Genomic DNA, 22,520 nt, shown 5'->3' with positions numbered 1-22,520 from the left:
GGTTATAAGTGCAAAGTTAATAACTGATTATCACTCGTGGTAATAAAATCTTTGTAAATAGTGGTAAAACTGGGTCTTAGTGAACTTAAGTAACTATTTTTTACAAAGTTTTTAATTTTTATTATGTACTTTTACCAAAATTAAACTAAATTTATTACTAGCTTATAATTTTTTAGTGGACTGGCTTTTAAACATAAAGGATATTTAGGATGTTAATTTTAACTCGTAGGGTTGGTGAAACGTTAATGATTGGTGACGAAGTTACCGTCACAGTTTTAGGTGTAAAGGGTAATCAGGTTCGTATTGGCGTAAATGCGCCAAAAGAAATATCTGTTCACCGTGAAGAAATTTACATGCGCATACAAGCAGAAAAAACAGGAAGTGACAGTAGCGAAGCCGAAACAGGTAATAAATTTTAGCTTTGTTGAACACCTTCATTAAAAAAAGTCGGCAATTGCCGACTTTTTTAATGACTAATATTAATTTTTTTCAGCATTAATTTAGTGACAATAATCTTTTTGAGCTTGAAAAATAGCCTTGTTGGTTGAAATCTCGGCAAACAGATTTAAAAGTACAGAAAAATAGAAAATATTGTTGACTTATTTTCTCGATCCATTAGTATTCGCACCCACTGGAGATGTGACCGATTGGTTGAAGACGCTCACCTGTTAAAGGAGTATCTGGCTACTAGCCTGATAGAGAGTTTTTTCTAAGATGTATTTCAAAGTACGTATTAGAACTCAACAGTAAAGAAGTAAAAATGGAGAGCTGTCCGAGTGGCCGAAGGAGCTCCCCTGCTAAGGGAGTAACGGCTTTAAATCCGTTCGAGAGTTCGAATCTCTCGCTCTCCGCCATTACTTTTATTAAAGGTAACTGCGGTAAAAGTAATAAATGCAAAGCAATTTGCTATCTTTAGACTAAGATATAAAAAATAGTTCATGTGAGGGCGCGTAGCTCAGCTGGATAGAGTACCTGGCTACGAACCAGGCGGTCGCAGGTTCGACTCCTGCCGCGCCCACCACTTTTCTTTATTGAAATGTGGACTAAGCAAATATCATCGCTTATAAAATTAATAGATATTATCTTCAAACGAGATATTAAATAAGGTTTAATGTGGGCGCGTAGCTCAGCTGGATAGAGTACCTGGCTACGAACCAGGCGGTCGCAGGTTCGACTCCTGCCGCGCCCACCACATTTGCTGTAAAGCTGGAATAAACCAATCTTCGGATTGGTTTTTTTTCTTCTGTAATATAGCAGTTAAAAACTCAAGTATCATCCTTAGGAGGTATTTTGAGTTGTTAAGCAAATACCAAGGCTTATAAAAATAATGGGTGTTATCTTTGAACAAGATAGTAAATAAAGTTTAATGTGGGCGCGTAGCTCAGCTGGATAGAGTACCTGGCTACGAACCAGGCGGTCGCAGGTTCGACTCCTGCCGCGCCCACCACATTTGCTGAAAAGCAGAAATAAACCAATCTTCGGATTGGTTTTTTTTCGTCTAAAGTAAAGTGATAGTGTATCGAACCTGCTGGAGAGACCGAGCATATAATAGCAGCTACGAAACTAACCGCTTCCGATCGCAGGTTCGATTCCTGCCGCGCCCACCACATTTGCTGAAAAGCAGAAATAAACCAACTTCGAGTTGGTTTTTTTTCGTCTAGATTTTACCTAGAATAAATATTATATAGAAGAGTCGCTACGAAACTAACCGCTTCCGATCGCAGGTTCGATTCCTGCCGCGCCCACCACATTTGCTGAAAAGCAGAAATAAACCAACTTTCGAGTTGGTTTTTTTTCGTCTAGATTTTGCCTAGAATAAATATTATATAGAAGAGTCGCTACGAAACTAACCGCTTCCGATCGCAGGTTCCACTCCTGCCGCGCCCACCACATTTGCTGAAAAGCAGAAATAAACCAACTTTCGAGTTGGTTTTATTTGCCTGGAATTTGGTTTGTTCCGTCTGTAAAAAGTTAAAGTCGCTTTGGAGGAAAGCTTGCTAGATAAACAGGGTTTTTTAATATAGCTATTTTAAACGGATCTATTTCTGCCTTGCTTTTTGGCTAAGTATAAATTTTCATCGGCTTGGCCAATAAGCTTTGTTATGAACGTTATACGTTCAGACCTATTTTTCAGGGGCTCTACAAGTGAATTTACTACGCCTACGCTAATGGTAATATTTGATGATACCGCAGAGTGTTCATGGTTTATGCCTAATGTATTAATGGATTTTATGCAAAGGTCGGCAAAATTTTTAGCTTGTTGTTGGTCAATTTCTGGTAATGCAATAATAAATTCTTCCCCGCCGTATCTAGCCAAAACGTCACCGCTACGGTGCAAGCAAGATAAAAGATTTTGTGCAACCAGCTTTAAGCATAAATCACCAGCTAAGTGACCATAATTATCGTTATACTGCTTAAAATAATCTATATCTATCATTAGAATACTAAAGTGATACTTATTTCGGCTGGCTCTTTTTATTTCTTCATCCACGAAATTTTGAAAGGCTCTACGGTTATTTATTCCAGTTAATTGATCTTTGTTTGACAGTAGCTCTAATGATAGATTCATCTCCTGCAGTTTTTGATTGGCAATTGACAAATCTGCCGTTCTTTTTTCGACAATCCTCTCTAGTTCTAAATGACTTTCATATAGTTTCCAAAAATTTTTGCGCTGTTTAATTTTTATGATACTGGTTGCTATGGCTTTTTTTATCCATGTTAAAAGCTTAAAAATAGTCCCTTTCCTGATCACTTTTATTAAAAGTAGTTTGATCTTTTGATTTGACTGGGCTAAACCGCACTTAACCTGAACTTCTAGTAAATATTCTCCAGAAGGAAGGGCTGAGTACATTATTGGTTCGTGTTTGGTTTTTCGCCAATTATCGTGAAATCCAACCAGTCGATAGTGATAACTAATGCTTTTTTCTTTCCACAACCAATAAGAACAAAGCATAATGTCGAGGTTCCAACTACCTTCTTCTATGGTTAATATATTGCCATCAAGCAGGAATTGGCTACTGCTCGAAACAGATTTTATCTCAGGTATTGGTGCTTGTACGGTATCAATTAATCTGGGTATTTCAATGACGTTTAAGCTTTCATTGAGACCACACCAGTAACTATCTTCACCTTTCCTCAATAGGCTACGGCTGGTTGTAAACTCCCAAAACTGACGTTCGGGAACATTATTAATAACGTACTTTGGTTGCCGACAATTGATGTTAAACAACTGCAGACCTTGCGAAGTACCAATGAGTATTTCATCTTTATTGTGCCATCGGCAGGTCCAGGCTGCGATAGAATCGCTAGACTCGAAAATTTCGGTGACTTGTGAGTCAATCATCAATAATAGTTTATTGTCAGCTGCTATCGCGTATGCACCCTCTTTATTAACGTTGATATCGTAGATGTTAAGGTATTTATTCTTTAATTCGACAGAAATGAGCGTGTTGTCATCGGTGTTATAGATCCACAGTCCTCGACCAAGTGTTGTAACAAAATAGTTATTTGTATCTTTCGGGACTATTGTGTAGATATAACTTAAGGTTTTTCCTAATGAATCATTGATAGGTTCAAACTTTTTACTGCTTGGATAAAATATGAATAAACCGTAAACACTGCCATATAGATAATTTTCTCCAATATTCTGAATACAACGTCCAGCACCAATGTTTTTGTCAGTAAAAAGTTGTACAGAAGAATTATCTGTCATTTCACAGATGGCTAGCCCTTCATTACAGGCAGCAAAGATTTTTAGCTGTTTGTCTTGATAAATATCCCAACAAGTTAAGTTTTTTAAGCTGCTTATTTCACTCTGTATCGCATCATTTTGCGATGAAAGTGAATAACTATGGCCTGTGCCTCCAATAAGAATGTCTTGTCCATTTTGAGCCAGTCGAAGCGTTAGTATTGATGTAGCTTTTTTAGGTACAAACGTTCGAATATAGTCATTCAAAGCTGGATACTTAATTAATCCACTGAAGTCGGTAGTAGCCCAAAGATTGTTGAATGAATCGTAACAAAGATCGGTGATTTTTGCGGTGGTAAATAGCGTCTTTCCTTTTTTCCAAATGTAATCGTGCTTTATTAGTTCGTATACACAGGTTTTCTCTGCAATGATCATATGATTTGAATGAGGAAACAATATACGGACAATCATTGACTCTATATCAGGGAGTTGGATATGCTCTTTAAGTTTTAAATCAAAATCTAAAATGATGATGCTCTTGTTATTAGCAATGAGAAAGCCTTGCGTCGATGCACTAATATGGTTCGCCGAGTTAAAGCTCTTGGTGTATTGATTAATAAGAGGTCGAATCATTTCATTTTGGTACACCCAAATGCCTGACTGTGACATTTGAATAAGAATAGTTTGATCTTTGCTTTTAACAATACTGAGTACGCCTTCGCCGGAAACGTCAAGGCTTACTTTGTTCAATTCATCTGACTTGCTATTCCATCGATATAGCCCTTTGGCGCATCCTAATAAATAGTCGTTGTTATCAATAGATATCGCGCATTGGCACCAACCAAGGCCAAGGTCAACTGTATTAAGATCAACGATGGATTGATGGGTTTCAGCGTTTATAATTGAAATGCCTAAATCTGAGCAGGCTAAAATAGTATCTCTATTTGAAGTAACTGAACGTTGACCGTGAGTTAAAAGTCCTGAATGTTGATTAAGAATTTCAACGTGTTCACCATCATATATAGCTAATCCATTAGGTGTGCTTAGCCAAAATTTTCGGTGAGAATAACACAGACTATGTATTTGTTGTGATGGCAGTCCTTCAAGGCGGGAGATATTCTCGATTATTAAAGAAGGCTTAAGGGGGTGACTATTCATAGAATGACCATAGTATATTTCAGATAAGCCTTATAACGTATTCTTTCAAAACCAGTAACAACGAAGTGAATCAACGAGTAATAAGATCAGTACCTGTAACAATAGTTTAAATTTTACTTTTTAGCATAGATAAGTTCATAAATTCAGTAGTTAAAGTAAATCAGTCAATTAATAATTACCTGATGGTTTGTGTATTTAAGATAAGTTTCAATTGAAATATGAATACCGCAGATATCGTTAATCAATACGCAAATGATTACGTAATAACATGTGTGTAAAAGATGTTTTTAAATAAAAGCCACGAGGCAGTGTTCGAAAGGGCTCGCCGTGTTTATTAAAGGCTTGTGTTTTAGCTTGGCTATTGGCCGCTTTGGGGCGAAGTTGTAACACTTGGCCATGTTTTCCTGAGATGTTTTCTACTTCACCTAATACAATCATATCGGTAAGCTCTTGCCAGTCTAGGGCGAGTAATTGTTCTTCTTCATAAGACGGGGACCAAATAAAAGGGGTGCCAACTATACGCTCGCCTATTGGTATATGTCGTTCAGAAATTACCGGTACCCATAAAACACGCGCCATTTTGTTGCGTATATGGCTGGTTTTCCAACTAGCCCCTACTAAGCCAGTCAAAGGTGCAACACATACAAATGTTGTCTCTAAAGGTTTGCCTTGCATGCTAATGGGTAACGATTTTAATTCAATACCTAAATGTGGAAAGTCAGGTTCAGGTTTTGACCCCGCACTAGCGCCAAGAACCTGCTCAAGTAAAAGACCTATCCAACCTTTTTCTCTCGTTAAATTCTCAGGGACTACTACGCCTGCTTGTTCAGCTATTTCAGCTAAATTAAGTCCAGCAAGCGCTTGCGCTCTTTTGAGTAAATCATCTTCGTTAGTAGGGATATTAATTTTAATGAGTAAACTCTTTAGTCGTGACTTTTCTTTACTCAGTATAAAGATTCATAACTTTTGACGCTATGGTCTAGATAAAATAAAAAATTAATTAATTGCCCGCAAGCCCATATTATGGAAGAATCAAGATATATTTTATGAAAGTTATTGGGAATTCCTTTGATAGATGCCGAAGGCTATAGAGCTAATGTCGGCATAGTCATAATCAATGATAGAGGACAAGTATTTTGGGCTAGGCGTTATGGTCAACACTCGTGGCAATATCCACAAGGGGGGGTTGATGAGGGAGAAACAGCAGAAGAAACCATGTACCGAGAATTACACGAAGAAGTGGGATTAAAACCGGAACATGTCAGTATTGTTGCTTCGACTAAACACTGGTTGAGATATAAATTACCAAAACGTTTAATTAGGCATGAAAGTAAACCTGTTTGTATTGGGCAAAAACAGAAATGGTTTTTACTTAAGCTAACTTCAGAAGAGTCTGCGGTTGATTTACTTCACTCTGATCATCCAGAGTTTGATGATTGGCGTTGGGTAAGTTACTGGTACCCAGTGCGTCAGGTAGTGTCTTTTAAACGTGAAGTTTACCGTAAAGTGATGAAGGAATTTGCTCAGGCGTCTATGCCTTCTTATCGCCATCAAAACCGTAAACGTCGTAGTTGATTATTATTATGTAGCAGTTTTATACGACAAAACAAAAATGTATAATATACCCGTATCACTTAAAGATGACCCTATATCTTAAAGTGAACGGGCATTTTTATTTAAGGAGCCGTATGTTAACTATCCTACGGAGAATTGTTCTAGAATTTAGCCAAAACGCTGAACTCGACAGTGCATTACATCGTATGGTGGAACAAATAAAAGAAACGATGAATACTGACTGTTGTTCAATTTATCTTGCTGACCACCTCAAACAACATTTTTTATTGGTTGCCTCTGACGGTTTGGCAGAAGGTTCATTAGGTCAAACAACCATCGGTTTTACTGAAGGCTTAGTCGGTTTAGTTGGCCAGCGAGAAGAACCACTTAACATTGCTAATGCGCAAAACCATCCTCAATTTATTCATGCCCCTGAAGTTGAGGAAGACGAATTAAATGCCTTTCTGGGGACCCCCATCATTCATCGACGAAAAGTGCTGGGCATACTGGCGATTCAACAAAAAGAGGCTAGGAATTTTACCGAAAATGAAGAAGCATTCTTAGTTACCTTATCAGCCCAATTAGCTACTTCATTGGCCAATGCTGAAGCTAATGTGTTAATCACAGAGCAAGATGCTAATAGTCATTGGACTAAAGCATTACAGGGTGTTGCTGGCTCCTCAGGGGTAATGATTGGTGAAATGTTTGTTGTGTATCCAGCGGTAAGTTTAGCTTCTGTTTCTTTACAACGAACTAAAACCCCAACGCTAGAGTTACAATTTTTTGAAGAAGCCGTGGCGAAAACACGCATAGATTTTGATTTCATGGCCAGTAAGTTACAAGGGATTATTGCGGAGAGTACTTTAGATATTTTCGATATGTATAAGCAATTATTAAATAATGCAAATATTACTAAAGAAGTTACCCAGAAAATAATATCAGGTTGGACTGCTGAAAGTGCTTTAAAACAAATCATTGATAGCTATATTATTCAGTTTGAAGCCTTAGATGACTGTTATTTGCGTGAAAGGGCCAGTGATATACGCGATTTAGGTAATCGATTATTACTTAACTTAAAAAAACTAAATATAAAAGAGCAACAACTTCCACGAGAATTTATACTAGTTGCTGAAGAAGTAACGGCAGCTATGCTTGCACAATACCAGCACCAAGGCTTAAAAGGTGTAGTCTCGCTTCAGGGCTCCAATAATTCTCATGCTGCTATTTTAGCAAGAGCACTAGGTGTGCCAGCGGTAATGGGTATTGAGAAAATTTCGCTTAGTCGATTACACCAGAAGAACTGTATTGTAGATGGCTTTAGTGGTGAGCTTTTTGTTCAGCCTAATGAAGCCTTACAACGTGAATATCAACACTTAATCACTCAAGAGATATTACTCGCCGATAAGGTTAAAAAAGTAGCGCAATTGCCTGCTATTACCAAAGATGGTCAAACCATTGAGTTGCAACTTAATGCTGGGCTTTCATCAGGGTTTGAATATTCAAAAAATTCAGGTGCTGTAGGGATCGGTTTGTATCGTACTGAAATTCCTTTTATGAACCGCAGCTGCTTTCCCTCTGAGTCAGAGCAAACTGAACTTTATCGTCAAGTATTAAGTGCTTTTCCTGATCAACCTGTAACTATGCGTACCTTAGATGTTGGTGGTGACAAGTCGTTACCCTATTTTCCGATAAATGAAGATAATCCATTTCTTGGTTGGCGTGGTATTCGCATTACACTTGACCATCCTGAAATTTTTCTCTTACAAGTACGAGCAATGTTGCGAGCGAATGTTGGCTTAAATAATTTAGAAATTATGTTGCCGATGATTTCAAGTACTTTAGAGGTAGACGAAGCAACTCGCTTAATCAATCAAGCTTATTATGAACTGTCTGGTGAACTTGATTTTATCGGTGAAGAAAAGCTCACTCGTCCAAAAGTTGGTATAATGATCGAGGTGCCAGGTATTATTTATCAATTGCCTGAATTAGCCAGTAAAGTTGATTTCTTTTCGGTGGGCAGTAATGATTTAACTCAATATTTATTAGCAGTTGACCGAAATAATGCCCGCGTATCAGCGTTATATAATTCATATCATCCAGCTGTTTTAAGAGCGCTTAACCATATTGCAGAACAATCAGCTCGCTCATTGGTACCCTTGAGCCTATGTGGCGAGCTAGCCAGTGAACCAGCAGGCGCTTTATTATTATTAGCGATGGGATATGACAAATTGAGTATGAACGCGCATAATATCGCAAAAATTAAATGGGTGATCCGCCATGTTGATTTTCATCAAGTAAAAATGATGTTGGCACATGTGTTAACCCTTTCAACATCCAAACAAGTACACAGTTATTTAAATGAACAACTTGAACAATTCGGTTTAAGTAGTTTCGTACGTGCCGGTAGGTAATGTATCCGGTTAATTTAACTTAAAAAGCAGTAAACAATGTTATTAAGTATATTTTTAATTTGCGTGTTACTCGGCTCAGTGGTCGGTTTCTCTGCTGGTCTTTTAGGCATAGGTGGCGGGTTGATAATTGTACCCGCTTTGGTGTATTTATTACCGCAGCTAGGGATTGAACCGAACTTAGTTATGCCAATGGCGCTTGCGACCTCGTTAGCCACTATTGTTGTTACTTCACTTTCCGCGGCATTAGCTCATCACCGTAATAGCAATATACCTTGGCCACTTGCTAAGCAACTCATGATGGCGATTGCATTAGGATCGTTACTTGGCGGATTTATTGCTGATATGCTTTCTGTTGTTGCACTAAAAAATACTTTTGCTATTGCTGTTTTTTTACTTTCGTCTTATATGTTTATTGCTATAAACCGAGCGAAGAAAAATAAATTAATTAATCACAACGATGATGAAAAACTACCCAAAAATATCATTGTTAAAGGTATTGGCTTTTTTACTGGTATTTTAGCAAGTCTAATGGGCATTGCTGGTGGTGCTATTCTAGTCCCGATATTAAGTTACTTTAAAGTTCCTTTACGCCAATGTATTGGTGTTGCCACGGTCAGTGGTATGGTTGTGGCCATATTCGGTGTTAGCGGCTATGTGATTGCTGGTTGGGGAGAAGAGAACTTACCCAAATATAGCTTAGGCTATGTTTATTTACCTGCCTTGCTTGGTATCATTATTACGTCTTCTCTTTTTGCTCCAATAGGTGTTAAAGCGGCGAGTAAGTTACCGGTCGGTACTATCAAGAAAGCATTTGCGATATTTTTGATGCTAGTAGCAGTTAAAATGATATTAAGTTAGTACAATAGCGTTTGTTTAAAATTAAAATTTTTTAGAGAAGGAAAGACAGTGAAAGAATATTTAGATCTCATGCGACATGTTCGTGATAACGGCGTACAAAAATCAGACCGCACAGGTACAGGCACCAAAAGTATTTTTGGTTATCAAATGCGTTTTGACTTAGCAAAAGGCTTTCCACTGGTCACCACTAAAAAATGTCATCTAAAATCAATTATTCATGAATTATTATGGTTTATTAAAGGTGAGTCTAATATTGCTTACTTAAGTGAGAATGGCGTTAAAATTTGGGATGCTTGGGCAACAGAGTCGGGCGAACTAGGGCCTGTATATGGAGTACAGTGGCGTAATTGGCCATCAGCCAATGGCGAAACAATTGATCAACTTACACAATTGATTGATGATTTAAAAAATAACCCAGATTCACGACGTCATATTATTACCGCTTGGAATCCTGCATTATTACCTGATACATCTATAAGCCCTGCAGAGAATGCTGCACAGGGCAAGCAAGCATTACCCCCGTGCCATACGCTTTTTCAATTCTATGTACTCAATGGCAAGCTGTCGTGTCAATTATATCAACGCAGTGCCGACATCTTTCTAGGTGTACCCTTTAATATTGCAAGTTATGCACTATTTACCATGATGATCGCCCAAGTCTGTGATTTAGAGCTAGGTGATTTTGTTCATACTTTCGGAGATGCTCATTTATACTCAAACCATATGGAACAAGTTGATGAACAACTAAGTCGCACTCCGCTACCTTTGCCAACTATGAAAATTAATCCTGAGATAAAAAGTATTTTTGATTTTACTTTTGAAGACTTTGAATTAGTGAATTATCAATGCCACGCTCATATAAAAGCCGCTATATCTGTCTAAATACAAACTTAATCGACTGAGCAATTGCACGTTATTGTTTCAGTCGTAGTAGGTGCTGTTAACCATGCATAGCGATAAATTTAGCTAATAACGTTTGCTCATTTTCATTATGCTTTGGATCTTTTTTGATACAATCAATAGGACAAACGCTAATACAAGTTGGCTTGTCATAATGGCCAACACATTCAGTACATTTATCCACGTCAATTTCATAAATCATGCTACCCAATGCAATGGCCTCATTAGGACATTCTAGATCACACATATCACAGTTAATACATGCATCTTCTATAATCAGTGCCATGGCCCTATTACGCTACTTGATTTTGTGTAAACGGTTGGCGTGTTGTGCCACCTTCATTAAGGTAGCGCATAATAATACCAAAAGTTAAATCGTGCTCAGTTACTAACGAAATTGATACTTTATGACCGGACCCTTTTGCGTCAATAATAACTTCACCTTTGGCGTTCTCCATATGAGATAAAACAAAAGATGTATTACCTAGCGGTGTCATTAACTCTAAACGGTCACCGACTAGAAATTTATTTTTTACTTCTATTTCTACTAAACCTGTTATTTCGTTGCGGCCTAATATTTCACCAACAAATTGCTGAGTATCACTTTTTGAATAACCGTAATCAGAATTTTGTGTGTCACTATGGCGGTGACGTTTTAAGAAACCTTGGGTATAACCTCGGTGAGCAAGATGTTCTAAATCGGTATTTAAATTTTGATTAAAAGGTTTATTACTTAAAGCATCAGAAATAGCTTGGCCATAAATTTGTGCTGTTCGAGCACAGTAATAAAATGATTTAGTTCGACCTTCAATTTTTAATGAATGCACGCCTATTTTTATTAAACGTTCTACATGTTCAACGGCACGTAAATCCTTTGAATTCATTATATAAGTACCGTGCTCATCTTCAAATGCTGGCATATATTCACCGGGTCGACCTTGCTCTTGCAATAAAATAATATCCTCAATTGGTTGTTGCTCTGGAATAATGATTTTAGCTGAATCAGGGATAAATAGTTCTGGTTTTACTTTAGTGTCTGGCTGTACCGCTATTATATCACCGGTTTCGTTTTCTTTTGCTTGGTGGCTATCATATTTCCAACGACAAGCATTTGTACATGTTCCTTGATTTGGGTCGCGTTTATTAATGTAACCAGACAACAAGCAACGACCAGAATATGCCATGCATAAAGCACCATGAACAAAAACTTCTAATTCCATTTCAGGGCATCGAAAACGAATCTCTTCAATTTCATCAAGCGATAATTCACGTGATAAAATAACGCGCTCAACACCTTGTTGATACCAAAACTTTACGGTTGCCCAATTAACCGCATTAGCTTGCACAGATAGATGAATTGGCATATCAGGGAATTTTTCCCGTACCATCATGATAAGGCCGGGATCAGACATGATCAGGGCATCGGGCTGCATTGCTATAACGGGCGTAATATCTTTAATAAACGTTGTTAATTTACTGTTATGTGCAGCAATATTATTGACTAAGTAAAACTTTTTACCTAGGGAATGAGCTTCATTAATACCAATTTTAAGATTCTCTAAATTGAATTCATTATTTCTCACCCGTAAAGAGTAACGGGGTTGCCCTGCGTACACAGCATCAGCTCCGTAAGCAAAAGCATAACGCATATTTTTTAAGGTTCCAGCAGGCGATAATAATTCAGGTTTTAGCATAATGAACAACATAGATGATTTATATTAGCTGTATTATAAAAACATCGTTTGTCATAGGTAAACAGCTTATCAGGCGGTTCTTTGATGAAAATCATATTAAGTGATTAAAAACTAGAATTTTAAATATTTGAGCATTTGTCTAATAAAGATACAGTATTGAAAAATTTACTAATATTTGACCTAAAATAATAATATAAGCAAAAAACTGTGCTACTTTTTAATGTAATACAATTGATAATTGACAAATGATAATAATAATTAAGGTGAGACTATGGGAACTGAAAATGCCCTTTATACAATTTTAGTAGAAAAAATTAAACAAGATGCGCTTGTACTTCCAACCTTGCCAGAAGTAGCACTGAAAGTGCGCCAAGCGGCGGATGATCCAAACATTAACTTAAAACAAATGAGTGATATTATCGGTCATGACCCTGCTTTATCTTTGGGTATGTTGAAAGTAGCGAATAGCGTTATTTTAGGACGTTCTGTTAAAGTTGAAACAGTCAACCAGGCTGTAACTCGCATTGGTTTGCGCCAAATCAAAAGTATCGCAACAGCGATGGCGTTAGAGCAAGTATTTGTTTCAAAAAATGAAATAGTTTCAATGTATTTGAAAAAGTCATGGAAAAAAACCGTCGATGTAGCCGCAGTTGCCATCAGTTTAATGACTTTTTATATCCAAGACCATAAACACACATCATTAACGTTAGACACCTTAACATTGGCGGCACTGGTTCATAATATAGGTGTTTTACCCATTTTAACTGAAGCTGAAAATCATCCTGATGTTTTCGCTAACCCGACTTTTTTACAGCAAGCTATTGCTAAGTTAGCTGCGGATATTGGTGGAGAAGTGACTAAAGCGTGGGGATTCTCAGATGAATTTGTCACCTTAGTAACCAGTTGGAGTGATTTAACGGTATTACCTTCTGAAACCCATTATTTGGACTTCATTCGTGCAGGTGCTATTCACAACGGTATTTTCAAGAATGTATCAACCTGTGAAGTGTTATTAAAAAGCTATGTGAATAAAGGTATTTTACCTGACGTGGACTTTATGAAAAGTGAAAAATTTCAACAGATGGTTACTGATGTAAAAACTATGTTTAGTTAATAACAATAAAGTTGTAGACAATAAAAAACCCTGAAATATCAGGGTTTTTTATATCTATAACTTTTAAACCTACAATTAATACTTCACAAAGGAAGTTTAATAAGCTTACTTAGCGGCACTTAACCCTTGATTGATGTTGATTAAGTCTTGCTCACTGATTGTACCTGCCGCACGTTTTAACGATAAAATTGATTGTACATAATTATAGCGCGTTGATGATAAGTTACGTTTTGCGTTATATAAATTACGCGTGCTATCTAACACATCAACAATAGTACGAGTTCCTACTTCAAAACCAGCTTCCGTTGCTTTTAATGCACTATCAGCACTAACAACAGATTGCTCAAGGGCTTTGATTGCCGAAACAGCAGCAATAACGGTGTTGTAAGCATTACGTGTATTACGAACAACATTACGATAAGTTAACTCTAAATCTTGGCTGGCAGCAACATAGTTGCTCTGTGCTTCGCGAACAGCACTTGACGTAGCGCCACCAGAATAAATAGGTACGTTTAACGTTATGCCGATAGACTGACTATCTAAAGCAGGGTTTTCAAAAGTGGCATTGTTTACTTCGTTATCTTGATCTCTAGCACCATAACTGCCCGATAAACTTAATGTTGGATAATGACCAGATCTTGCGATATTAATATTTTCTTTAGCAACATCAACCGCTATTTTTTGGCTAATTAAATCTAAATTTTTTGCTTCTGCTGTTTGTTGCCATTCATTTGCACTGTCAGGTATAGGGCGTGAGGTACTGAAACGTTCAGTGTTTAAAACACTTAAGTCTCTTGGATACACATTGGTAATTACCCTTAACGCTTCTTCTGCAGTGTAAACACTGTTTTCAGCGCGAATTTCAGAAGTAACGGCATTATCGTATTGCGACTGTGCTTCATGCACGTCTGTTACTGCTTTTAGACCAACAGAGTAACGTTGTTTTGTCTGTTCTAATTGACGCTCAATAGCCGCTTTCTCAGCTTTAGCAAAATCTAAATCGTCTTTAGCACTTAAAACATCAAAATAAGCGGTCGTTACTCTAACAATCAATTCTTGTTTTGCTGCTTGATAAGAAACATCACTGCGGTGCGCGGCTTTTTTGGCATTATCTAATCTTAACCATGTACTATGATTGTATAATGACATACTTAAACTTAAGCCATAGCGCAAAGTATCAGATTTATTGGTCAATGTTCTATTTGATGATTGCCCATCATCCGATGTTGGAATAAATTGATCTTTACTCATTGTGTAGCTAGCTGAAGCACTGATCTCTGGTAATAAAACAGCTCTGGCTTGATCTATGCCTTCTTTTGATGCGTTAAATAAAGCCTTTGATCTCAATACGGTAGGATCATTTTTTTGTGCTTGTTGATAAACGCCCAATAAATCTTCAGCGTTAACTAACGTAGTATTAGTTACACAAACCAAACCAATGATCAGTGCCGTAATTGTTTTTTTCATGAGTGAGCTATTCCTTTGAGTGTGCCATGTACGCTATATTATTATGATACTATCGTATCTTGATTTTTGAATTAGCTAAATAAAATAAGTGTTTGCGAATGCATTCTAGTGTAACAAAATGTTTTATGCTAGTGCTCGCTTTATTATAGTATCTTCATTTATTTTAAATTTTTATATGGGAAATAAAGCCACTCAATGCCTAACAAAAATACAAAACCATCAAAGTTTTCAAATAAAGACGTCACCATTTATCAACAAAAAACCTGCTACCAAGGTGTGTTTAAAATGGATGAGTATCAACTTAGTCATCGATTATTTGATGGTGGCGAAAGTAAAGTATTAACGCGCGAAGTTTTTGAACGTGGTCATGCGGTAGTCGTTATTCCTTACGATGCGACCTATGATCGTGTTGTGTTAATCGAACAATTTCGAGTTGGCGCTATTGGTCAAGGAGACACGCCATGGCTATTAGAGTTTGTCGCCGGTATGTTTGGTCAAGATGAATCGCCTATTGATGTTGCTATTCGAGAAGCTAAAGAAGAAGCCGACTTAACGTTAAATGCTAATCAACTCGATAAAGTGCTGGAGTATTTTTCAAGTCCTGGTGGTATGAGCGAAGTTATACATTTATATGTTGCTAATATAGATAGCAAAAATGTCTCAGGGGTGCACGGTTTAGAAACTGAAAGTGAAGATATTTTGTTGCATGTCATGTCAAGAGAACAAGCCATGTCGTTGTTAGAAAATGGAAAAATCACCAATGCAGCAACAATAATTGGGTTACAATGGCTACAGAATAACTTTCATCAACTACAGCAGAAATGGTCTTCGTAAATGATACAGCAAAGTAAAAAATATCAGCCAAGATTATCAACCTTAATGAATCTTTGTGAAGTTAACTATATGTTTTTAGTTCGCTTATTGGCCAGTCATAACGATGAAGAAGCGGTTGGTGATGAGCGGTGTTTTTTTATTTCTGATTTTTTATCTTACAAGATAACAATACTCGAAATTACTCGCTACACCAGCTTGGTGAGTATTCGCCAAGAACTGCCTAAGACAAAAGCAGTCGTTACTGGAGAAGATAACAATAATAAAACGGTGTTTGACCACATTTTACGTCCCAAAATGATTATCCGTTTATATCATGATGCTCGAATGGCTGAGGTGATCAGTAATCAAGACATTAAACAAGTTCAACCTCGTTACGATTACCCCAATAGTAAAATGCATTTACCTGATGAAAAAGAGCAAATTAATCAGTTTCTTAAAGAATGGCTGCAACTTTGTTTAAAGTTAGGCCAAGTCAACTTATCACTTTTTGAGTAATCCTTTTGTCTTCTATTTTTAAAATTGCGCAAATAAGCGACTGCCATTTGTTTTCTCAAACAGATGGTTTGCATCATGGTGCTAATGTTTACCATAATTTAGTCAGTGTTTTAGACGACATTAAAAATCAGCATTTAGTCGATGCTATTGTATTCACCGGTGATATAACTCAAGACCATAGTGAAAAGTCTTATCAACTTTTTGTGCAAGCTGTTGTTGAAAGTGACATAGCGATACCTTTTTATTATTTGGCGGGGAATCATGATGAACTCGAGTTATTGGATAAATATTTATCTGTTCCTCCTTTCAATCGTGAAAAAGTCTTTAATGATAAATATTGGCAAATTGTTTTACTTAACAGTAAAAGTGAAACACCGAAAGGTCTGGTAACACCAAGCGATTTATCTGCATTTGAGTCAATCGTTGATGATAAAAAACATCAATTAGTGATGATGCATCATCACCCATTAGATGTTGGTTATTTTATTGATCAACACGGTTTAGAAAATCAAGCAGAGTTTTGGCAAACGATTAATAAGTTTTCGAGTATCAAAGCTATTACCTGTGGTCATGTGCATCAAGCATTAACCTTGTATTCAGACCAATCACCAGCCATTCCCTTATTTACTTGTCCCGCTACATCGATTCAATTTGACACCAATAAAAGCGCTGGTGCTTCAAATGGACAAGGGCCAGGCTATCGTGTTTTTTCGCTATTTACTGATGGAAAAATAAAGTCAGACAGCTACTTTTTAACAAAGGAATAAAATGTCTAAACAGGTTAATATTTTATATCTACATGGTTTTAATTCATCACCACAATCGATGAAAGCACAACTGACAAAGCATTACTTTAATGAACATTTTCCCGAAGTCTCATTTTTTAGCCCTCAGTTAGCTTCGTCACCAACGGCTGTTATCGAACAATTAACGACACTAATAGACTCAAAAAGCGATAAAGAAAACATTTGGTATTTTATTGGTTCATCACTAGGTGGCTATTTTTCAACGTATTTATCAGAGAAATATCAAGGCAAAGCCGTATTAATTAATCCGGCAGTAAAGCCCTTTGAATTATTAGTTGATTATTTAGGTGAACAAACTAATCCTTACACACAGGAAGTTTATTACATTGAAAAGCATTTTATTGAGTCATTAAAAAGCCTTGAACAACAATTTATTTCGAAAAATAATTACTTGGTCATGGTACAAACAGGCGATGAAGTGTTAGATTATCAAAAAGCTGTCGATAAATATTGTGACTGCCAAATAATTGTCCAGCAAGGCGGGGATCACAGCTTTATTGATTACTCGAAAGTGTTACCTAAAATTGCGATGTTTTTTAATTTATACCCAACGAGTCAATAAAGTAGACCGATAGGTATTAAAACATTTTTTAATCATAATCATTATTAGAATAGTTAAATGAGCGAACAATATAATTCAGACTCCATTGAAGTCCTCAGTGGTTTAGACCCAGTACGACATCGTCCAGGTATGTACACAGATACTTCTCGCCCTAATCATTTAGGCCAAGAAGTTATTGATAACTCGGTTGATGAGGCTTTGGCTGGGCATGCGCAAAATATCACCGTTGTGCTCGATAAAGACCAATCACTGGAAATTATTGATGATGGTCGAGGCATGCCAACCGATATTCATCCCGAAGAAGGTGTCTCAGGTGTTGAGCTTATTTTCTGTAAACTTCATGCCGGTGGTAAATTTTCTAATAAAAATTATCAATTTTCTGGTGGTTTGCATGGTGTTGGCATTTCTGTGGTTAACGCACTTTCTACCCGAGTTGATGTTTCAGTTCGCCGTGACAGTAAAGTGTATGAAATGGCTTTTGAGCATGGTGAAAAAGTTGAAGAGTTACATGAAACCGGTACGGTTGGCCGAAGAAATACCGGTTCACGCGTAAAGTTTTGGCCTGATCCTAAATATTTTGACTCAGCAAATTTTTCAGTGCGTCGCTTAGTACATTTATTAAAAGCGAAAGCTGTTTTATGTCCAGGCTTGACCATCAAGTTTCATGACAAGAATGAAGATAAAAAATATCAATGGTATTACGAAGATGGTTTAGTCGACTACCTGAAAGATTCTCTTAAAAGCTGTATTTGTTTACCTGAAGACCCTTTTGTTGGGACTTTTTCTTCTTCGCATGAAGCCGCTGATTGGGCCGTAACTTGGCTCTCTGAAGGTGGAGAGGGCATTGGAGAGAGTTATGTCAATTTAATTCCAACCATCCAAGGTGGTACACACGTCAATGGTTTACGCCAAGGCTTATTGGAGTCAATGCGCGAATTTTGTGAATTTAGAAACCTCATTCCTCGCGGTGTAAAATTAACGCCAGATGATATATGGGACAAATGTTCATATATTTTATCGGTGAAAATGCAAGAACCACAATTTGCAGGACAAACTAAAGAACGTTTATCTTCTCGACAATGCGCCGCTTTCGTTACCGGTGTGGTAAAAGATTCTTTTAGTTTATGGTTAAATGAACACACTGAAATCGCAGAAAACCTTGCTGAATTTTGTATTTCAAATGCTCAGCGACGCTTGCGTGCCAGTAAAAAAATTATTCGTAAAAAAATTACTCAAGGACCTGCTTTACCCGGGAAATTAACTGATTGTGGCAGTCAAGATATTGCCCGAACAGAATTGTTTTTAGTGGAAGGAGACTCGGCGGGAGGTAGTGCTAAACAAGCGAGAGACCGTGAGTTTCAAGCAATTATGCCGCTTAGAGGTAAAATTTTAAATACCTGGGAAGTCGATTCCGGACAAATACTGGCTTCACAAGAGGTCCATGATATTTCAGTGGCATTAGGCATAGATCCAGATAGTGATGATTTATCAGAATTACGCTACGGTAAAATTTGTATTCTTGCCGATGCCGATTCCGATGGTCTTCATATCGCAACGTTATTATGTGCTTTATTCATGCAACACTTTTTACCTTTAGTGCAACGTGGCCATGTTTATGTGGCTATGCCACCACTTTATCGTATCGATGTCGGTAAAGAAGTTTTCTATGCCTTAGATGAAGCCGAAAAAGACGGTGTTTTAGATCGAATAGAAGCTGAGAAAAAACGTGGTAAAGTTAATGTACAACGTTTTAAAGGTCTGGGTGAAATGAACCCTCTGCAACTACGCGAAACGACTATGGATCCAAATACACGTCGTTTAGTGCAATTAACGGTAGATGAGCACTCTGAAACGATGGAGTTAATGGATATGCTACTGTCAAAAAAACGTAGCCCAGATAGAAAAACATGGCTGCAAAGTAAAGGTGACATGGTCGAAATTTAACCATATTTAGTTTCTTAACACCAAAGCATGAGTTAACTCATGCTTTTTTTTGCGCTTTTATCTAACAACTGTTTTTATTTAAAAAGGTTATTTGCATACTCTCTCAATATGAAATAACATATGTTTTTCCATATATATGAAAAAACATATGTTAAATGTGTATTGTTATTTTATGTATGTTCCAAATAAGCTTTCGAATTAATGCGGTGCCAGTTATGAATAATGATAGGGTGGTTCAATTTTTTAAAAATTTAGCTGATGATACTCGGCTAAAAATAATTTTACTTATACAAATGGAAAAGGAACTGTGTGTCTGTGAATTAACGGCCGCTTTGTCTTTATCTCAACCTAAAATATCACGTCATATTGCCCAACTTAAATTACATCATATTCTCAGTGAACGAAAAGTAGGACGCTGGGTTTTTTATAGTCTCGTTGATGCAATGCCATTTTGGCAAAAAGAAGTCATCGAGTTATCAAGTCTTAACAATCAAGCATATTTAACCGCATGTGTAACAAACCTTATTGATATGGGCAATCGTCCGAGCAGACAGCAAACATGTTGCGAATAACCTTAATAAATAGGAATAAATCATGACAATTAAAGTAGGAATTAATGGCTTTGGCCGCATCGGACGTTTAGTTTTACGTGCGGCATGGCAATGGCCAGAAATAGAGTTTATTCAAATTAATGATCCCGCAGGTGATGCTAAAACATTAGCACACTTACTGAATTTTGACTCTATTCATGGTCGTTGGAAATTTGATGCACAAGTCGACAATAACCAAATGATCGTCTGTGATGAAGATGGTGAACATCACATTAATATTAGTCATAATTTAACCATAGCTGAAACTGACTGGTCACAATGTGATGTTGTTGTAGAAGCTTCTGGAGTGATGAAAACGACCAAACTATTAAGCGCTTATTTAGCACAAGGTGTTAAACGGGTTATGGTTACAGCACCCGTAAAAGAAGAGGGCGCCTTAAATATTGTCATGGGCGTTAATCATCACCTTTATAACAAAGCACAGCATAAAATTGTCACTGCTGCTTCTTGTACCACTAATTGTTTAGCGCCAGTGGTTAAAGTTCTCCAAGACAGTGTTGGCATAAAACACGGCAGTATGACGACTATCCATGATATTACCAATACGCAAACTATCCTTGATGCGCCTCATAAAGATTTACGTCGAGCGCGAGCTTGTGGCCAAAGTTTAATTCCAACGACTACCGGGTCTGCAACCGCTATTACCCATATTTTTCCTGAGCTAAAGGGAAAATTAAATGGTCATGCCGTGCGAGTTCCGTTAGCGAATGCCTCAATTACTGACTGTGTATTTGAGCTAAATAGAGCCGTAACAGTTGAAGAAATTAATCAATTGATGTCTACGGCGGCACAAGGAGACCTAAAAGATATACTTGGCTATGAAGAGCGTCCTTTGGTCTCTGTTGATTATAAAACGGATCCACGTTCATGTATTGTTGATGCGCTATCAACCATGGTTGTTAATGACACCCAATTGAAAATGTATTTGTGGTATGACAACGAATGGGGTTATGCCAATCGAGCTGCAGAGTTAATGTTGTTAGTTGGACGATCTGATATTAAGGACTAGTCTTTGAGAATATCGACATAGACTGCGTTTTTAAACGAATAATATCTTGGCGTTACGCTAATGTTTAATACTCTTGATTATTTATTAGCATACGCCAACATCAATCGAAAATACCATCATTGGTACCTTTATGTTAAACAGAATAACTGCACTGCCTAGTGCGGTAAAACAGTACCTATTAATTACCGCTAACTATTGGTTTTTCACCTTAACCGATGGTGCTTTGCGTATGCTGGTATTATTACATTTTCATCATCTAGGTTATTCCCCGCTTGCCATTGCGATGTTATTTCTATTTTATGAAGTTTTTGGCGTGATAACCAACCTAGTTGGCGGGTGGTTAGGAGCAAAAATTGGTTTGAATAAAACCATGAATATTGGTCTGTTCAGTCAAGTTTTTGCTTTATTAATGCTAACAGTTCCTGAACAATACTTAACCGTTATCTGGGTTATGTTGGCACAAGCGCTGTCGGGTATAGCCAAAGATCTTAATAAGATGAGCGCTAAAAGCAGTATTAAAACGTTGGTACCAACGAGCAATAACAACCAAGATCACGCTGTTCTTTTCCGTTGGGTTGCTTATCTTACAGGATCAAAAAACGCCTTAAAGGGTATCGGTTTTTTCCTAGGTGCCTGGTTACTAAGTACCGTGGGATTTTCAGTAGCCATGCTAATAATGGCGAGTGTGCTAGCGATTGTTTTTGTGCTTAGTCTGTTATTATTGCAAGGTGATTTAGGTAAGGCAAAGCACAAAGTTAAATTTAAAGAGATATTCTCAAATCACTCATCATTAAATTATTTGGCGGGCGCGCGCTTATTTTTATTTGCTGCTAGGGATATTTGGTTTGTTGTCGGATTACCGATATATTTGGTCAGTAATTTAGGTTGGCAACATACTAATGTTGGGATATTTATGGCGTTATGGATTATCGCTTATGGTATTGTTCAAGGCTCAACACCTAAATTTTTTATTAAAAATAACCAACATAATATCAAGGGTCATTTGTTATTTACTTGGGGGATGATTTTATCCGGTGTTACCTTGTTGTTAGCACTGTTGATGTTTTATGCGACCAAGCTCAACATCAGTACTGAAATCATTATTATTGCAGGCTTATTTATTTTTGGGGCTGTTTTTGCTATTAATTCTGCGCTACATAGCTATGTGATTGTAGCCATGGCGAAAGAAGATGGCGTTTCTATGGATGTTGGCTTTTATTATATGGCTAATGCCCTGGGAAGGTTATTAGGGACTGTTATGTCAGGTGTTATTTATCAATTTACTAACTTAATTACCTGTTTAATCATTTCCGCTTTGTTTGCTGGACTTTCAGCCTTATTGATTAAACGTATTAGTCTGTCAAACGAATAAGGCGCAAAACAGTGACAATGTTAACGTTAACAGCATGCTGGTA

19 protein-coding genes and 4 tRNA genes are annotated in these 22,520 nt (G+C 37.2%); 18 read left to right on the top strand and 5 right to left on the bottom strand.

Annotated elements, in window-relative coordinates; all coding sequences use genetic code 11:
• Positions 1-209: 209 nt before the first annotated feature.
• From csrA to H4J69_RS15225, 5 genes are all read left to right on the top strand, one after another.
• Complete coding sequence (gene csrA / locus H4J69_RS15245; RefSeq protein ID WP_070375981.1) at positions 210-419, top strand: carbon storage regulator CsrA; 210 nt, start codon at positions 210-212, stop codon at positions 417-419.
• 343 nt (positions 420-762) lie between these two features.
• A tRNA-Ser gene (locus tag H4J69_RS15240) sits at positions 763-854 on the top strand.
• Between the two features lie 90 nt (positions 855-944).
• Positions 945-1,021: transfer RNA gene (locus H4J69_RS15235), tRNA-Arg, on the top strand.
• 94 nt (positions 1,022-1,115) lie between these two features.
• Positions 1,116-1,192, top strand: a tRNA-Arg gene (locus H4J69_RS15230).
• Between the two features lie 178 nt (positions 1,193-1,370).
• A tRNA-Arg gene (locus H4J69_RS15225) sits at positions 1,371-1,447 on the top strand.
• A gap of 582 nt (positions 1,448-2,029) precedes the next feature.
• Here H4J69_RS15225 and H4J69_RS15220 read toward each other — a convergent pair.
• On the bottom strand, positions 2,030-4,846 hold the full coding sequence (locus tag H4J69_RS15220; protein WP_182244728.1) for a diguanylate cyclase domain-containing protein: 2,817 nt from the start codon (positions 4,844-4,846) through the stop codon (positions 2,030-2,032).
• Positions 4,847-5,083: 237 nt separating this feature from the next.
• Positions 5,084-5,752 carry a DNA mismatch repair endonuclease MutH gene (gene mutH / locus H4J69_RS15215; RefSeq protein WP_310733524.1) on the bottom strand — a complete coding sequence of 223 codons (669 nt, stop codon included), beginning with the start codon at positions 5,750-5,752 and terminating at the stop codon, positions 5,084-5,086.
• Positions 5,753-5,914: 162 nt separating this feature from the next.
• Between mutH and rppH the strand changes: the two genes are divergently transcribed.
• From rppH to H4J69_RS15195, 4 genes are all read left to right on the top strand, one after another.
• On the top strand, positions 5,915-6,421 hold the full coding sequence (rppH, locus tag H4J69_RS15210; protein ID WP_182216909.1) for an RNA pyrophosphohydrolase: 507 nt from the start codon (positions 5,915-5,917) through the stop codon (positions 6,419-6,421).
• A 113-nt stretch (positions 6,422-6,534) separates the two neighbouring features.
• On the top strand, positions 6,535-8,811 hold the full coding sequence (gene ptsP / locus H4J69_RS15205; protein ID WP_182244730.1) for a phosphoenolpyruvate--protein phosphotransferase: 2,277 nt from the start codon (positions 6,535-6,537) through the stop codon (positions 8,809-8,811).
• Between the two features lie 36 nt (positions 8,812-8,847).
• A complete protein-coding gene (locus H4J69_RS15200; protein ID WP_070375985.1) occupies positions 8,848-9,669 on the top strand; it encodes a sulfite exporter TauE/SafE family protein in 822 nt (273 codons plus the stop codon).
• 48 nt (positions 9,670-9,717) lie between these two features.
• Positions 9,718-10,551 (top strand): thymidylate synthase, encoded by an 834-nt coding sequence (locus tag H4J69_RS15195; RefSeq protein ID WP_182216905.1) that lies wholly within the window; start codon positions 9,718-9,720, stop codon positions 10,549-10,551.
• Positions 10,552-10,609: 58 nt separating this feature from the next.
• On the opposite strand, the gene H4J69_RS15190 is transcribed toward H4J69_RS15195, so the two are convergent.
• Both H4J69_RS15190 and yegQ read right to left on the bottom strand, forming a co-directional pair.
• Positions 10,610-10,855 carry a YfhL family 4Fe-4S dicluster ferredoxin gene (locus tag H4J69_RS15190; protein WP_182216903.1) on the bottom strand — a complete coding sequence of 82 codons (246 nt, stop codon included), beginning with the start codon at positions 10,853-10,855 and terminating at the stop codon, positions 10,610-10,612.
• A 7-nt stretch (positions 10,856-10,862) separates the two neighbouring features.
• Positions 10,863-12,263 carry a tRNA 5-hydroxyuridine modification protein YegQ gene (gene yegQ / locus H4J69_RS15185; RefSeq protein WP_182230238.1) on the bottom strand — a complete coding sequence of 467 codons (1,401 nt, stop codon included), beginning with the start codon at positions 12,261-12,263 and terminating at the stop codon, positions 10,863-10,865.
• Positions 12,264-12,534: 271 nt separating this feature from the next.
• Here yegQ and H4J69_RS15180 point away from each other — a divergent pair, with 271 nt between their 5' ends.
• Positions 12,535-13,377: an HDOD domain-containing protein gene (locus tag H4J69_RS15180; RefSeq protein ID WP_182230237.1), complete on the top strand. Its 843-nt coding sequence runs from the start codon at positions 12,535-12,537 to the stop codon at positions 13,375-13,377.
• A 105-nt stretch (positions 13,378-13,482) separates the two neighbouring features.
• On the opposite strand, the gene tolC is transcribed toward H4J69_RS15180, so the two are convergent.
• On the bottom strand, positions 13,483-14,844 hold the full coding sequence (gene tolC / locus H4J69_RS15175) for an outer membrane channel protein TolC (protein WP_182216898.1): 1,362 nt from the start codon (positions 14,842-14,844) through the stop codon (positions 13,483-13,485).
• A 195-nt stretch (positions 14,845-15,039) separates the two neighbouring features.
• Between tolC and H4J69_RS15170 the strand changes: the two genes are divergently transcribed.
• The 8 genes from H4J69_RS15170 to arsJ all read left to right on the top strand — a co-directional run bounded on the left by H4J69_RS15170 (position 15,040) and on the right by arsJ (position 22,477).
• Complete coding sequence (locus H4J69_RS15170; RefSeq protein ID WP_182216896.1) at positions 15,040-15,678, top strand: NUDIX domain-containing protein; 639 nt, start codon at positions 15,040-15,042, stop codon at positions 15,676-15,678.
• On the top strand, positions 15,679-16,173 hold the full coding sequence (locus tag H4J69_RS15165) for a DUF1249 domain-containing protein (RefSeq protein WP_182221820.1): 495 nt from the start codon (positions 15,679-15,681) through the stop codon (positions 16,171-16,173).
• Between the two features lie 5 nt (positions 16,174-16,178).
• Positions 16,179-16,940 carry a metallophosphoesterase gene (locus H4J69_RS15160; RefSeq protein ID WP_220465937.1) on the top strand — a complete coding sequence of 254 codons (762 nt, stop codon included), beginning with the start codon at positions 16,179-16,181 and terminating at the stop codon, positions 16,938-16,940.
• Position 16,941: 1 nt separating this feature from the next.
• Positions 16,942-17,541 (top strand): YqiA/YcfP family alpha/beta fold hydrolase, encoded by a 600-nt coding sequence (locus H4J69_RS15155; protein ID WP_182216893.1) that lies wholly within the window; start codon positions 16,942-16,944, stop codon positions 17,539-17,541.
• A gap of 57 nt (positions 17,542-17,598) precedes the next feature.
• Positions 17,599-19,485 (top strand): DNA topoisomerase IV subunit B, encoded by a 1,887-nt coding sequence (gene parE / locus H4J69_RS15150; RefSeq protein ID WP_182175801.1) that lies wholly within the window; start codon positions 17,599-17,601, stop codon positions 19,483-19,485.
• A 215-nt stretch (positions 19,486-19,700) separates the two neighbouring features.
• Positions 19,701-20,057 (top strand): metalloregulator ArsR/SmtB family transcription factor, encoded by a 357-nt coding sequence (locus H4J69_RS15145; RefSeq protein WP_182216891.1) that lies wholly within the window; start codon positions 19,701-19,703, stop codon positions 20,055-20,057.
• Between the two features lie 22 nt (positions 20,058-20,079).
• Complete coding sequence (locus H4J69_RS15140; protein ID WP_182216890.1) at positions 20,080-21,105, top strand: ArsJ-associated glyceraldehyde-3-phosphate dehydrogenase; 1,026 nt, start codon at positions 20,080-20,082, stop codon at positions 21,103-21,105.
• Positions 21,106-21,235: 130 nt separating this feature from the next.
• Complete coding sequence (arsJ, locus tag H4J69_RS15135; RefSeq protein ID WP_182216888.1) at positions 21,236-22,477, top strand: organoarsenical effux MFS transporter ArsJ; 1,242 nt, start codon at positions 21,236-21,238, stop codon at positions 22,475-22,477.
• The last annotated feature ends 43 nt before the right edge of the window (positions 22,478-22,520 follow it).

The organism is Colwellia sp. BRX10-9 (assembly GCF_014077405.1).
Classification (GTDB): Bacteria; Pseudomonadota; Gammaproteobacteria; order Enterobacterales; family Alteromonadaceae; genus Colwellia_A.
This window is presented reverse-complemented; position numbering and strand designations above follow the sequence as displayed.